Consider the following 14,790-nt stretch of genomic DNA (forward strand, 5'->3'; position numbering starts at 1 on the left):
ATAAAAAGAAGAATATTTCCACTATCTTTGAATTCTCTATTTAATATTCAAGTCACAATCAAATCACTATAATGAAACACACTAACTCTATTTTATTATTCGTTTTTTCAGTTTTGCTGGGATTTCAATCCATGGCAGGACCTGGCGATACTATCATGATACAAACCATCGAATATGAAGGCTTTCCACCGGGTTCTGGTTGGTTGGCACCTCGAGAAGGATATTTTGATTTTTCTGCTGTTGATGATAAAGAATTTTCTAAAGTATTTGTCCATTATAATTTGAAATGTGATGATTCGCAAAATCCAGCTTGTGGGGAGTGGGATTATTTGTCTTATCTCAAAGTGATGGAACATACTGGAATAGGCTATCATCCTAGTTATATCGTTGGAGGGCAAGGCGGATTAACTCCTGCTACCTTTGATTATATGAATGAAGTCTCTTGGAAATATCAATCCAGATTTGAAAATGAAATCGTTTTTAATAGTTCTAGTCAATCGGAATATGAACTAGGTACAGGCTCTTCAAATTTATCTCATCCGTTTAACGCTGCAGAATCCGATTCCAGAGCTTTTTACCTGTTTAGAGCCGATGAATTAAGTGCGTCTGGATTAACTGTTGGAGAAATTACAGGCATACAATTTAATGTGAATAGCCTTGGAGATGCCATGCAAAGAGTGAATATTAGAATCAAAGCGACTTCTGATAATGAACTCAGTGAATATGTTGAGGATACTGATTTTACGACGGTTTATGCTAAGAATTCAGAAATTACAGAAACGGGTTGGGTGAATTTTGATTTCACTGATTTTTTCACGTGGGATGGTAGTTCTAATATGATAGTGGATATCAATTTTGCTTCTCCAAATGGGAATACAGCAACTACGGTTAAGGGTTCCACTTTGGCATGGAATTGTACACTACTATCCTCTCACGATGACTATTGTTTTAATTTTAATGGCCCCGATTTAGTAAGTGCTCCGGTTGATAATCTAACTGATTTAGAAGAAGAGGTTACCATTTCTTTTTGGCAGTTTGGTGGCCCAGAACAGCCTCAAAGTGATGGTATTTTTGAAGCCAAAGATGCAAATGGAGCACGAATTTTAAATATACATCTTCCTTGGAGTGATGGTCGTGTTTATTGGGATGCTGGAACTGCTGCACATTATGATAGAATTGATAAAACAGCAGATAATGCTGAGCAATATAGAGGTAAATGGAACCATTGGGCTTTCACTAAAAAAGCCGCTCTAGGCCAAATGAAAATCTTTTTGAATGGCGAGCTCTGGCATTCTAGTACTGGTAAATTCATGACTATTGGCGCAATTGATACCCTTTTAATTGGAAAGAATATTGGAGGGAGTTATTATGATGGAAAAATAGATGAAGTTCAGGTTTGGTCTAAGTCTCTAGAGGAGGAAACCATTGCTGCTTGGATGTATAAAGATATTGATGCTTCACATCCTGATTATGAATTCTTAAAAATTTATTATCAGTTTGATGAGTTAGATGGATTACAAACTTCTGATGTGATGAATAGTGAAGCTGCAACGGTGCAAGGAGTTCCTGATGTAGTAGATTATAATGGTCAACGAGTAAAGGATTTTACCAGCTCACAAGAACGACCTCAAGTGAAGTTTAATCGTAACTCTTCGGATTATACCATCACTACTAATTTAGTAATTGATTCATTCCCTCAAGGACAAACACAATTAACTACTTATATTCAAGAATCAGCAGGTGCAACACCTGTAGTTGACGAAGAATTATTTGTTTATCCAGCCTATTATAATCATTATCAATATGATGAGAATGGTATAGCAACAGATTCTTCAATGGTAGAGCCAGATGTTGAATTAACATTAGAAATGATTGAATATAACACAAGCGAACCAGGTGTTGAGATATTAATTCCTTGGGAAATTGGCAGGTTTATTACTCCTTATGGAAATAACCTATCATTAGGTGCCGATGGGTGGACTTGGGTTTATGACGTAACCGATTTTCAGCATTTATTACAAGGAGATAATGTACATATCAGTGCAGGGAATTTCCAAGAATTATTGGACATGAAATTTTATTTTGTTGAAGGAACACCACCAAGAGATGTTTTAGAAACCAAGAAATTGTATTCTAAGAATGTTTCTTTAAGCAATTTTGATAATGTAATTATCGATACTGCTGTAGAGTTACTTCCGGAAGCCAAAATGTTTACTTTTAAAACCACGGTTACAGGTCATGGTTTTGGCAGCGGTGCCAACTGTGGTGAGTTTTGTTCAAATGTTCACTCCGTTCATGTAAATGGAAATGAAGAATACAGTTGGGATATCATTCAAGAATGTGGTGAAAATGCTTTATATCCACAAGGTGGAACATGGTTCTATGATAGAGCGGGTTGGTGTCCTGGAATGGCCGGCAAACAACAAAACTTTGATATTACTCCATTTGTAAATGTAGGAGTTGATACGGAAGTAAATGTAGATTATAATATTGAAGAAGACCCTTATGGAAACTATGTGACAGAAATTTTCTTTGTGAGCTATGATGAACCAAATTTTGCCAACGATGCCAGCATCGAAGAAATCATAGCACCTAATAAGTTCAAAGAAAATGGTCGTTTCAATCCTATTTGTGGAAATCCAATCATCCGTATTAAAAATACAGGAGCAGAGAATTTAACTACTCTAAACATTACATATGGAATTGAAGGAATGACTGAGTACAACTATACTTGGGAAGGAAGCTTAGAGTTCTTGCAAGAAGAAATTGTAGAACTGCCAACAGTTGACAGAGATGAATTCTTTGGAGCATCAAATAAAAGATTCAATGTAACTATTTCAAGCGAAGTGGATGAATACGAACATAATAATATCAATACCTCAACTTTTGAAGTGGTTGATGAATATGCTCAACAAATTATCATTGAGTTCAAAACCAATACTCGCCCATTCGAAAACAGCTACGAAGTTCATGATACAGATGGAAACATAGTATATTACAGAACACAGTTTGAAGCAAGTACTGTTCATTATGATACGCTGAATTTAGAGCAGGGTTGTTATAAATTCATTGCTTATGATACTGGTGGTGATGGAATGTACAACTGGCCATCAAACCATGGAACTGGTCATATTAAATTGAGAACGATGGATGGCTCTTTGGTTGCAAATCTCGAAGCCTGGTTTGGAGAGTATATTGCACATTCATTTGTAAATACTGCCTATCCTGTAAGAATAGATGATAGAGAAAACCTTACTTTCAATATTTATCCAAACCCATCAGATGGCTTATTCAATATTGAATTAATGACCAATCCAGGCGATTATCAGGTGAGTATATATAATCCAGCTGGTGCTTTGGTTCACGAAACTGAAATCAATAGCCAGTCGCCAGGTACTTATCAGCTTAACTTATCAGAGCTTGACAATGGATTGTATTTAATCAATGTGACTTCAGGGGAATTTAATATGTTTAAGAAAATTGTAATCGAGAAATAAAAGTCGATTTTTGAATATAGAAATCCCTAGTTGTTCATTCAGCTAGGGATTTTTTAATTTAAAAAAAGCCATGAGTTTTAACCCATGGATTATTTGTAATTTTGTTTCATAATAAGGAATATGAGAAAAGAAAAAGATTTTTTAGGTGAAGTAGAAATTGAAGACAAATATCTATATGGAATTCACTCGGTTAGAGCTCGTCAGAACTTCCCGAATCAAAGCGCTTTCCATCAGGAATGGTACCAGGCAGTTGGTGAAGTAAAACGGGCCTGCTATCAAACTTATAAAAACTTTAAAAAATTAGTTTTAAAAGGAATTCCCACTACTGATTTACCTATTCATTTTATGGGAGATTCCTCCATTGAATCTCTGCAAAAAGCAGCTGAAGAAGTTGCTCTGGGCAAACATTTCGATCACTTTATTATTCCTGCTGTTCAAGGTGGTGCTGGCACTAGTATTAATTTAAATGTAAATGAAATTATTGCCAATAGGGCTTTACAAATAATGAATCATCAAACAGGTGATTATTCGACAATTGATCCTATTGAACAAGCTAATATATATCAATCTACCAACGATGTCATTCCAACAGCATTAAAGGTAAGTCTCATGAAATTGTTGAAAAAATTAGAGGAGGCCATCAATAAAAGTAGGAAAGCAATGGAAGGAGTAGAGAACGAGTTTAGAAGTATTCCTCGCTTGGGTTATACTCAGCTTCAAGAGGCTGTCCCTTCCACCTATGGTCGTCTTTTCTCTTCTTATAGCGATGCATTGAGTCGTGATTGGTGGAGGGTTAGCAAATCATGGGAAAGAATTAAAGTTGTAAATTTAGGTGGTGGGGCTATTGGTACTGGGGTATCTGTTCCTCGATATTTTATTATGGAAGTCGTCCAGCAATTAAAAGATTTAACCAAGCTTCCCATCAGCCGAGGTGAAAACCTCGGAGATGCCACCTCTAATCTTGATTCATATGTGGAGGTGAGTGCTATTCTTAAAGCTCATGCTGTGAATTTAGAGAAGATGGCAAACGATATGCGCCTCCTAGCTTCAGATATCACTAAGCCTAATTTTAGTATTCCACAACGACAGGTTGGCAGCTCTATAATGCCCGGAAAAGTGAATCCTGTAATTCCTGAGTTTATCATTTCTAGCATGCATCAAGTTTATTGTAATGATATGTTGATAAGTAATCTATCTGCAAAAAGTGACTTTGAGCTCAATGCCTATTTACCGTCGATTGGTAATGCTTTATTAGAGAACCTGAAATTATTAATTGCTGCTAATCAGAGTTTAGAGCAAAACTTGCTTCACGGTATAAAAATTGATACGCAAAACTCGGAGGAGGATTTTTATAAAAGCGCTTCCTTAACTACGGTTTTAAGTCCCTTAATCGGCTATCATAAAGCCGCTGAAATGGCAAAATTGATGAAGCAAAAGCAGACCAGTATTTTTCAAGCCAATCAAGAATTGAACTTACTTGGCGAAGAAAAGCTGAAAGAGATGATGAAACCGGAAAGTTTAACCGCTTTAGGATTCTCCATAAAAGATTTAATGTAATTTCTTAAAGAATAAAGAGTGTTGGCTTTTTCTGCTCCCCTGTCTAACTGCTTTAGCCAGGTAGCCTTTAGGGTAAGGGGCAATCAAAAAAAGCTAAAAAGATTTATCATACAATAATATAAGATGTCAAAAGGAAAAGATCAAAAACCACATATAGGTATTTTCGGAAGAAGAAATAATGGTAAGAGTTCGCTTATTAATTGCTTAGCAGATCAAGATATTGCCATAGTTAGCGATGTAGCCGGAACGACTACAGATCCAGTTAAGAAATCCATGGAAATTGATGGCATTGGCCCAGTGGTTTTGGTAGATACTGCTGGAATTGATGATACTGGAGATTTAGGGAAGCAAAGAATAAAGAAAAGTATGCAGACCATTCCCAATATGGATTTGGCTGTGCTTGTGATTACCAATAATGCTTGGGATGCTTTTGAGGAGGATTTAGTCAATAAATTTCAGAAGAAGGATGTTAATTTTATAGTGGTTCATAATAAAACGGATCAATATCCCATTTCTGATGCATTTTTAAAAGAAACAGAAGCACGAGTAGGTGGAAACCTAATCCCATTTAGCTGCTTAAAGGCCGATAATTTGGAACGATTGATAGAAGAAATGCGGAAGAATATTCCAGAATCCGCTTATCAATCGAATACCTTAATTGGAGATTTAATTTCGGCTGGTGATACTGTATTATTGGTCACACCTATTGATGATGAAGCTCCAGAAGGGCGTTTGATTCTTCCTCAAGTTCAGTTGATTAGAGATATTTTGGATAATGATGCTGTGGCAGTAGTATTAAAAGAGCGAGAGCTAGACGAGCACATCAGTAAAATGAGTCCGAAGCCAGCACTAGTGGTAACAGATAGTCAGGTGTTCTTGAAAGTGGATGGTTCGGTGCCAAATGATATTCCCATGACCAGCTTTAGTATTGTTTTAGCGAGGCAAAAAGGAAACTTTGAGCATTATTTAAAAGGAACTTATCAGCTCGGTGAATTAAAAGATGGAGATAAGATTCTTCTTTTAGAATCTTGCACCCATCACGTATCCTGTGATGATATTGGTCGAGTGAAAATCCCTCGCTGGCTCGATCAGTTTAGTGGCAAGAAATTAGAGTATACCGTGGTTTCTGGTTTAGATCAGGTGCCAGGAGAAATTACAGATTATGCCATTGTCATACAATGTGGAGGTTGTGTCATCACTAAAAAACAAGTTCATAATAGATTAATGCCAGCCATTGAAGCAGGAGTTCCAGTAACTAATTATGGAATGGCCATAGCTTTTGTGCAAGGCATTTATCATAGGGCTATTCTGCCTTTCACCAAAGAGGATAGGGATAATTCTATTTATTTGTAATATTCCTCATTCCTAATAATTATTGTTAAAATTATTTTTAAACTTGATATTACAATATTACGTACATATATTTGTACAAAATATTGTAATATGTTAACAGCAACTATATCGGATTTCCGGAAAGACATTAAGAAATATCTTGATCGAGTCACTCAGAATTTTGAAACCCTAATTATTAATAGAGGAAAAGATAGCGGAGTTGTAGTTTTGTCTTTGGATGAGTATAATGCTTTAACAACGACTCAACATGAAATGTCTTCTGCAAGTAATGAGAAAAGATTAGACGCTGCCATTCAGAAAATGAAAGTTGGCGATTCTTTTGAAAAAGAAATTCTTGAACCTTGATTTCCAACATTTATAAACTATGAAGTATATATTTGTTGATGAGTCATGGGAAGATTATTTATATTGGCAGAAGTATGACAAAAAGAACCTCAAAAAAATAAATGAACTTATAAAGGCAATCGCTCGTCACCCATTTTCTGGCAAGGGAAAACCAGAACCTTTAAAACATAAGTATAAGGGGTATTGGTCAAGAAGAATTGATGGAGAACACCGATTGATTTATCAAGTAAAGGATGAAGAAATCAGGATTTTAAAATGCAGATTTCATTACGATTAATTCATCTCACTCTAAATTTAAATATATCACTTAGTTTGAAGAGTACTTAAAACTCAAAAACATCATGAAAAACATCATCATAACAGGAGCCAGTAGAGGTATTGGAAAAGCTGCAGCATTAAAACTTGCTCAAGAGGAAAATATAAGGATTTTAGTAATTGCTCGTTCAGCTGAGAAACTAGAGGAGCTGAAAGATGAAGTTCCTGCTGGTGCTGAATTACTCATCTACCCATTCGACTTGAACAATGGTGAGTATGAAAAACTAAAGCAATTTATTGGTGAGAACTTTAATTCGGTAGACCTCCTCATTAATAATGCCGGAAGTTTAGTCGTGAAGCCTTTTATGGAGATGACGGAGGATGACTTCGATCTTCAATTTCAGATCAATGCCAAAAGCGTTTTTCATTTATCAAAAATTTGTATTCCATTAATGCCCAAAGGGAGCCATATTGTTAATATTAGTAGTATGGGAGGATTCCAAGGAAGTATGAAGTTTCCAGGTTTGAGTTTGTACTCTGCTAGTAAAGGAGCGGTGAGTATTTTAACAGAAAGTCTAGCAGCAGAATTAGTAGAACAAGGGATTTCAGTAAATGCTTTGGCTTTTGGTGCGGTAGATACCGATATGTTGCGTTCTGCTTTCCCTGATTATCAGGCACCACTCAACGCTACTGAAATGGGAGAATACCTTGCTGATTTCGCACTCACCAAAGCCAAATTCTATAATGGAAAAGTTTTGCCAGTTAGTGTGAGTACTCCATAGTTTGTGGGACAAATACTTATTTTAAATACCAAAGCTAACACGGATTTGCAATCTGTGTGATTTAAACACATCCCTTAATGTTAATATTTTCGCACGGAAAACATTTCCGCGCTAGCATTATACCTATAGATTAAACTATTTTCTTCTAAATATAGCTTTTTAACAAAGTATGCGTTTGCCCTGTTTTAAATACTTGATCGTTTCTTTTAACGAGTAAAAATACATGTTTGAATGATTTAATAGTTAACTCTGTTTTATTTATTCTATCATTCTAACATTCATTCATTAAATAATCTAAAAACTTGTATTTCATTTGATGACAATAATTGCTATAAATCCTCTGTAAAGTGTAATTTTAATTTCTTTCTCTCCCTTTCCCCAAAAATGACTAATTTAGCTATTCACCCAAAAAGCATTTGTTATGAAATTTTTACGAATCTTATTTATCCTATTAATTACTGCATTTGTGGTCATACAATTTGTTGGGATCGAAAAAACAAATCCCGAATTCGATTCCTCTTCCGATTTTATCGTGATGGAGAATCCTCCAGAAGATGTGGCACAAATGCTTCGCTCGTCTTGTTACGACTGTCATTCCAATGAAACGATTTGGCCTTGGTATTCGAATATTGCACCAGTGAGTTGGATGTTAGAAGAACATGTAGAGGATGGTCGTGACAATATAAATCTGAACTTCTGGGGAGAGATAGACCTAGAAGATAGAGCTTATGTTATTGAAGAGATGATAGAAGAGATGGAAGAAGGAGAAATGCCTATTCCAGGTTATTTAATCACGCATTCTAATGCTAAATTAAGTGATGCTCAAAAAGAAAAATTATTTGCTTGGTTAAGGTCTAAACAATAAAATTGTAAACAAAAATGGTGCTATTTGTTTTCTTTGAATCGGTAGCTTGGGACTGGATTTCCATTATTGCAGTGGTAATTGCTTATGTTTTTGTGATCTATTTGGTAGCAAAAACATTATTACAAAATAGGAATCCAGTTTCTACCTTAAGTTGGATTATGGTCTTGGTCATGATTCCTTTCTTGGGACTCATCCTCTATTTTTTGTTTGGGCAGAAAGCCACTAAAAGATGGGTTTTCAAACGTATGCGAAACAAGGAAATTATTCAGATGAGTGAGATTAGTGAAACCCAGCTCAAAGCTTTAGAAAATATCGATTTGGTAGAAGATAGGTATTTAAATGAGTTTCATAAGCTCATGTCCATGCTCCTCAAAAACAACAGCTCTTTTCTTTCCTCCAATAACCATATTCAGTTATATCATAATGGAAAAGACGTATATCGCTCCATTTATCAAGACTTAAAAGCGGCAAAAAAATTCATACATGTACAATATTACATTTTAGAGGATGGTGAAGTCGCAGAGAAAGTGACCAAGATATTAGTTGAAAAGAGCAAACAAGGACTAGAAGTAGTTTTGCTTCTCGATGGACTTGGAAGCCGTAAGCTTAGCGATAGCTATCTCAATAGAATGAAAGAGAATGGGGTGGAGGTTTTGTTGTTTCGCCCAGTTCGATTTCCTAATTTGGCCAATAAAATCAATAATAGAAACCATAGAAAAATTGTGGTGATTGATGGTGATATTGGCTATACAGGTGGAATAAATTTGGCAGATAAATACTTGGTAGATTATGGTGAGGAAGGTTTTTGGAGAGATACGCATCTTCGAATTCATGGGGATTCGGTAAAGATGTTGGAAGCCATATTCTTAGTGGATAGGTTTTCTTTAACCAAACATGTTTACGATGATTTAGAACCCTATTTCCCTGCGGTGGGAACTCCTCCAGGAAGTCATATACAAATTGCCAGTAGCAGTCCAGAGAGTGGAAGTGCTAATATTCATCACGCTTTCTTTACGGCCATTAATACCGCTAAGAAATCCATACGTTTGGTGAGTCCCTATTTTATTCCTGATGAATCTTTGTTGATGGCTTTAAAGACGGCTGCTTCCGGTGGAGTCAAAGTAGAAATCATCCTCCCCGGAATTGTGGATTCCTATTTTGTGCAATACTCTGCTCGTTCCTATGTGCAGCAATTATTATATCATGATATTCATGTTTATTTCTATGAAAAAGGCTTTGTTCATGCAAAGATTCTTTTGATTGACGACTTGCTAAGCATCATTGGAACCGCCAATTTCGATTACAGAAGCTTCTATCAAAATTTCGAAATCAGCGCCCTTATTTATGATCAGGCTTCTACTCTGGAGCTCATTGAACAATTTGAGAAAGACAAGTCCGATTCTGAAAAACTTAACCTCAGAGCATGGAAAAGAAGACCGATGAAGAACAAAGTCTTTGAATCTTTCGCTCGGTTATATGCTCCTCTCATATAAAAGAATAGGTATTTCAAAATAGGTTAAAAAACCTTTAATCCACTCTAGGCTTTATTGCTTTTACTATTTTTGCCAAAAACACAAAATAAACTCATTTGAAACTAAGAAACACACTCTTATTTATTTTAGGGATCATCATCATCTTTGCCTTGCTCTGGTTTTTTCTGCCTGCTTTAGCGGAGCCTTTCCTTAACTTTTCAATATTACTATTATTAAGTATCTATGTTTGGTCTGCGATTAATGTGAGGGTAAGAAAACAAGTTCCTATTTTGAAAACCATTTTTGTTTTTTTATTTTGGTTGCCAATGGCATTGGTGGGTATTTCTAGTATTGCCCTCCTCAAGTATAGTTTAGACGATTGGCCTCCTTTTTTGAAGGTATACTTCATTGGTGGATTATTTACCTATATAGTTTCCCTTCTTTTGCCCATTGTTTTCCTGTTTATTTCTGATATAGTGAAGTGGATAGAGATGCTTTTTAAAAAGCAGAATGTAAACAGAACAGATAATATAAAAGGGAATGAAGTTACAAGAAGAAAGTTCATAGTTAATACAGGATTATCACTTGGTGGTATTGCTCTTGGAACCATGGGATTTGGTATGATTCATGGGAATTATAATTTCAAGATATGGCGTCATCAACTGAAAGTCTCTAGAGCTTCACAAGCCTTAAAAGGATTAAGAATTGTGCAGATTTCTGATTTCCATTTGGGAACTTGGGTGAGTAAAACGCCTTTAGAGGAGGCTGTTAAATATATTAATGGCTTACAAGCAGATTTGATTTTCTTCACAGGAGATTTGGTGAATTCTCAAACTGCTGAAGCTTTTCCATTTCAAGAGGAATTGAGCAAAATGAAAGCAAAATTAGGTGTTTATGCTTCTTTAGGAAATCATGATTACGGTCATTATCATAAATGGGCTGATCAAGCGGAAGAAGAAAAAAACTGGTCAGATTTATTGGAGTTTTACGAGAATATGGATTGGAAGCTTTTGAGAAATGAAAGTGAAACTTTGGAGATTCAAGGTAGTGTTCTTAATGTGATAGGTGTGGAGAATTGGAGTAAGAATCCTCGATTTCCTCGCATAGGAGATTTGGATGAAGCCATTAAAAGTAACCCTAATGCGGAGCTCAATTTACTCCTTAGTCACGATCCTACCCATTGGAGCGAGATAGTAATTCATTCAGAAACGCCTATAGATATTACTTTCAGTGGACATACCCATGGCTTTCAATTTGGAATAGAATCGAGCCTTTTTAGATGGAGTCCGGCACAATATGTTTATAAGCATTGGGCAGGAATTTATCAGAATAAGGAATCAGAAATCTATCTAAATGTAAACCGAGGAATTGGTGCCATCGGCTTCCCAGGCCGTGTTGGAATCAAGCCGGAAATCACTTTGGTTGAAATAGCTTAATCTTTGGTTTCTTATCATAAGTAATTATACCTAGGTTCTTTAATGATGGAACTGGTGAGATGACCTAGTCTATCATACTAAATCCAATCTTATCTTTGTATCAGTAATTAATAATATAAATAGGAGGATATTATGAAAAATTTAATTTTAGAAAACGAAAAATTCTGGTTCGCAATTTATACTGTATTCGTTACACTCATTTTATTAACATTTAACTACTTTGGAGTTCTGTAAACTCAATATATAATACCAAATATGTGGTGAATCATTAGTTTGGTACCTCTTAAAAGCTCGGAATGAAAATTTCGGGCTTTTTTTAATGACTTTAGTATTGTTTGTGTGTGATATTAATCCGTTTTATCCTGTTTTGTGATTTTTATAACCCCTCTATCTCTGCCTATGAAGTTTATCAGTAATTACACCTAAGTCTAATATGCCATAGTAATGGTGAGACCTCCAGTTTTTTAAAGGATAGTAATTCAGATATTTGCAGTACAAACAAACAAAGGAGGTGATATGAAAACGTTAGCAATTAGTAATCGAGTTTGGGCTATAATAAGCACAGTGGTAATAGCGAAATTATGGATAGTTGGAGCAAGTATGGTAGGAACAATGGCTTTACTTCTCTCCAGAAACTACGGCATTATTTAATACCAAACACTTCATGCCAACCATAATTATTAAACGAGCAATAAACCATATTATAATTAAATCTACCAAGATTTAATCCTCAGAATTATCGAGAGAATGACATACATTATTTATTTCGAAATGCGATGAAGTAAGGCCTGGAATTTTTTCTTGGCCTTTTTTAGTGTATTATAATTCCTATTGCTAATAGGAATTAAACTCTAACTAGGCTTTTTATCTTTTATAATTTTATCTTCTCATGCTTTTTCCGACATTTGTAAAAATTCCGATTTTATGTTCACCGATGAATATTATATGAAAATGGCTTTTCAACAAGCCCAATTGGCTTTTGATAAGGATGAAGTGCCTGTTGGTGCTATCATTGTCTTCAGAGACCGAGTGATTGCAAAAGCCCATAACCTTACCGAAACTCTAAACGATGTCACTGCCCATGCCGAGATGCAAGCCATCACTGCTGCGGCAAATACTTTGGGTGGGAAGTATTTAAATGAGTGTAGCCTCTATGTAACCTTGGAACCATGTGTGATGTGTGCTGGAGGTTCCGCTTGGGCACAAATGGGGAAAGTGGTTTTTGGCGCCTATGACCAAAAGAAAGGTTTTTCTAAGTATCAAGAATCCATTCTTCATCCCAAAACAGAAGTGATAGGAGGTGTGATGGAATTGGAGTGTGGACAATTGATGACAGAATTTTTCAGCAAAAAAAGATAGAATGGATAAAGGGTTCAAAGGTTTTGGGAGTCTCAAGAAAACGGAATTAACCTCTATTTCCATTTTCTTATTGGTATCTTTATACCTTGCTATTCGAGCCTTTATGGTTCCATTGGTTCATGATGAAGTGGCCACCTTTTTTTATTATGTTCAGAAAGGTGTGTTTCTTCCTCCTCATGCTCATTGGGATGCCAATAATCATCTGCTGAATTCACTATTAAGCTATTTTAGCTATTCCTTTTTTGGTTCCTCAGAGTTTTCCTTGCGGCTTTCTAATCTTATATTTTTCCCCGTTTTTTTCTTCTTTGTATACAGAATCTCCAATCTATTAAGGAATCCTGTTTTGAAATGGACCTTTTTCATCACTTTTATATTTGCTCATAATTTTATAGAATATTTTGCTTTATCCAGAGGGTATGGAATGTCCATGGCTTTGCTTTTTGCCTCTATTTATTATGTTTTTCAGGTATTTAAAAAAGGTGAACTTAAGTATTATATTTTTAGTACTTTATTTATCAGTCTTGCCATTTCCGCTAATCTAACCCTTGTAAACACAGGTATCCTCATCTCAAGTATTTTGGGGTTTCATATTATTTTAAATTATAAAGAAAACCAACTCCATCATTCCATAAAAGCGATTATTATCATATTAGTTTCAGGGATTATCCCATTAATATTGGCTGGAAAACTATTACTCCAGTTCAAAGCAAAAGGGCTTTTGTATTATGGTACTTTAGATGGTTTTTGGGAGCTTACGGTTCGTTCATTGGTGAAGCTAATCCTTGGCCAAGAAAGTTGGATGGCTGAAGTGATTATCGCTTTCTTTAGTTTAGCTATTATAATCTTATTTTTATATCGAATTTTCAAAAGTCCGAGTTTGAAAGAGCTCTGGAAAGTAGAGTTTATCTTTTTATATCTCCTCGTTGGGAATTTTGCAGCAGTGATGATCATGTCCTATTTATTGCAAGTGAATTTCCCAGAAGATAGAACGGGTTTGTATTTCTTTCCATTTTTTATGGGAAGTTTGATTTTTCTATGGGATTCAGTATGGGAAAGAATGAATCATTATGTGAGGTTTTTGCTGATGTTGCCTTTTTTGTTTTTCCCAATTCATTTTTTGATGAGTTTAAATATCAGCCATTCTTCTTTTTGGAGAAAGGAGCTTATTCCTCAACGTTTCTATGATGCAATTCTTGAAGGCAAAAATATAATTGGTGAAAACCCAAGTATTGGGGCTTATCAGATAAGAACCCTATGCTTTGCCTATCAGAATTATAGTCATGGTGGGCTGCTAAATCAAATACAGTCCTCTCATTATCCCGAATTAATTTCTGATTTTCAGATTGTAGATTTGAGCAAGCATGAGGAGTGGCTCACGTATTATGATCTATTAGGTACAGAGCCTATATCTAATTTATCACTACTCAAAAGGAAAGCTAAGCTTGAAGCTAGTTTAATTGCAGAGAAAAGTATATCTAATAAAGGACAAATAGAGAATGCCTTTTATAATATTTATCGAGGAAGCTTTGAGAATATCGATGAAAGCAGTTTGAAAATTAATTTAAAAGTAAAATTAACTACTGAGGAATCCCCTTTTATAGGGCGCATTGTGGCAGAGCTTAGAGATTTGGATAATAAATTATTAGAATATGAATCAATAGCATTAGACTGGAATAGAGGAAACTGGAAAAAAGATAAAAATGAAATGACTGGGAGTTTGTATTTACATCAATTGCCCAAGGGTATTTCTAAAATTGTTGTCTATATTTGGAATGTTGATCAGCGTCCATATATTTTGGAAAGTGTAGATTTTAAAATGGTGCAAATTGAATTGCAAGAGTCCCTTTACTTAGAATACAAAGAATAAGC

The 14,790-nt window shown here is 35.3% G+C and carries 12 protein-coding genes; all 12 read left to right on the forward strand.

From position 1 onward, the window contains the following. Positions 1-71: 71 nt before the first annotated feature. Positions 72-3,497, forward strand: a complete 3,426-nt coding sequence (locus HNS38_RS00995; protein ID WP_172345844.1) for a T9SS type A sorting domain-containing protein — start codon at positions 72-74, stop codon at positions 3,495-3,497. A 120-nt stretch (positions 3,498-3,617) separates the two neighbouring features. Then, positions 3,618-5,054, forward strand: coding sequence for a lyase family protein (locus HNS38_RS01000; RefSeq protein WP_172277669.1), 1,437 nt, complete (start codon positions 3,618-3,620; stop codon positions 5,052-5,054). A 123-nt stretch (positions 5,055-5,177) separates the two neighbouring features. Next, a complete protein-coding gene (gene hydF / locus HNS38_RS01005) occupies positions 5,178-6,407 on the forward strand; it encodes a [FeFe] hydrogenase H-cluster maturation GTPase HydF (protein ID WP_172277671.1) in 1,230 nt (409 codons plus the stop codon). Positions 6,408-6,497: 90 nt separating this feature from the next. Then, on the forward strand, positions 6,498-6,752 hold the full coding sequence (locus HNS38_RS01010) for a type II toxin-antitoxin system Phd/YefM family antitoxin (protein ID WP_172277673.1): 255 nt from the start codon (positions 6,498-6,500) through the stop codon (positions 6,750-6,752). A 19-nt stretch (positions 6,753-6,771) separates the two neighbouring features. Further along, the gene (locus HNS38_RS01015) at positions 6,772-7,029 is read left to right on the forward strand and encodes a Txe/YoeB family addiction module toxin (RefSeq protein ID WP_172277675.1); all 258 of its coding nucleotides are present in this window, start codon (positions 6,772-6,774) and stop codon (positions 7,027-7,029) included. A 64-nt stretch (positions 7,030-7,093) separates the two neighbouring features. Next, complete coding sequence (locus tag HNS38_RS01020) at positions 7,094-7,789, forward strand: SDR family oxidoreductase (protein ID WP_172277677.1); 696 nt, start codon at positions 7,094-7,096, stop codon at positions 7,787-7,789. Between the two features lie 421 nt (positions 7,790-8,210). Then, on the forward strand, positions 8,211-8,654 hold the full coding sequence (locus HNS38_RS01025; protein WP_172277679.1) for a heme-binding domain-containing protein: 444 nt from the start codon (positions 8,211-8,213) through the stop codon (positions 8,652-8,654). 14 nt (positions 8,655-8,668) lie between these two features. Then, positions 8,669-10,147, forward strand: a complete 1,479-nt coding sequence (gene cls, locus HNS38_RS01030) for a cardiolipin synthase (protein ID WP_172277681.1) — start codon at positions 8,669-8,671, stop codon at positions 10,145-10,147. A 95-nt stretch (positions 10,148-10,242) separates the two neighbouring features. After that, on the forward strand, positions 10,243-11,562 hold the full coding sequence (locus tag HNS38_RS01035; RefSeq protein ID WP_172277683.1) for a metallophosphoesterase: 1,320 nt from the start codon (positions 10,243-10,245) through the stop codon (positions 11,560-11,562). 516 nt (positions 11,563-12,078) lie between these two features. Then, positions 12,079-12,213 carry a hypothetical protein gene (locus tag HNS38_RS20645; RefSeq protein WP_256367521.1) on the forward strand — a complete coding sequence of 45 codons (135 nt, stop codon included), beginning with the start codon at positions 12,079-12,081 and terminating at the stop codon, positions 12,211-12,213. 273 nt (positions 12,214-12,486) lie between these two features. Further along, entirely contained in the window at positions 12,487-12,921 is a 435-nt protein-coding gene (locus tag HNS38_RS01040; RefSeq protein WP_172277685.1) for a nucleoside deaminase, read from the forward strand. 1 nt (position 12,922) lies between these two features. After that, complete coding sequence (locus tag HNS38_RS01045) at positions 12,923-14,788, forward strand: hypothetical protein (RefSeq protein WP_172277687.1); 1,866 nt, start codon at positions 12,923-12,925, stop codon at positions 14,786-14,788. Positions 14,789-14,790 lie beyond the last annotated feature (2 nt).

Origin of the sequence: Lentimicrobium sp. L6 (assembly GCF_013166655.1) — a bacterium.
Taxonomy (GTDB): domain Bacteria; phylum Bacteroidota; class Bacteroidia; order Bacteroidales; family UBA12170; genus UBA12170.

Bases quoted from the DNA above. Each gene is read 5' to 3' on its own strand.
- HNS38_RS00995 (WP_172345844.1), top strand. From the start codon at position 72: ATGAAACACACTAACTCTATTTTATTATTCGTTTTTTCAGTTTTGCTG.
- HNS38_RS01000 (WP_172277669.1), top strand. From the start codon at position 3,618: ATGAGAAAAGAAAAAGATTTTTTAGGTGAAGTAGAAATTGAAGACAAA.
- hydF (WP_172277671.1), top strand. From the start codon at position 5,178: ATGTCAAAAGGAAAAGATCAAAAACCACATATAGGTATTTTCGGAAGA.
- HNS38_RS01010 (WP_172277673.1), top strand. From the start codon at position 6,498: ATGTTAACAGCAACTATATCGGATTTCCGGAAAGACATTAAGAAATAT.
- HNS38_RS01015 (WP_172277675.1), top strand. From the start codon at position 6,772: ATGAAGTATATATTTGTTGATGAGTCATGGGAAGATTATTTATATTGG.
- HNS38_RS01020 (WP_172277677.1), top strand. From the start codon at position 7,094: ATGAAAAACATCATCATAACAGGAGCCAGTAGAGGTATTGGAAAAGCT.
- HNS38_RS01025 (WP_172277679.1), top strand. From the start codon at position 8,211: ATGAAATTTTTACGAATCTTATTTATCCTATTAATTACTGCATTTGTG.
- cls (WP_172277681.1), top strand. From the start codon at position 8,669: ATGGTGCTATTTGTTTTCTTTGAATCGGTAGCTTGGGACTGGATTTCC.
- HNS38_RS20645 (WP_256367521.1), top strand. From the start codon at position 12,079: ATGAAAACGTTAGCAATTAGTAATCGAGTTTGGGCTATAATAAGCACA.
- HNS38_RS01040 (WP_172277685.1), top strand. From the start codon at position 12,487: ATGTTCACCGATGAATATTATATGAAAATGGCTTTTCAACAAGCCCAA.
- HNS38_RS01045 (WP_172277687.1), top strand. From the start codon at position 12,923: ATGGATAAAGGGTTCAAAGGTTTTGGGAGTCTCAAGAAAACGGAATTA.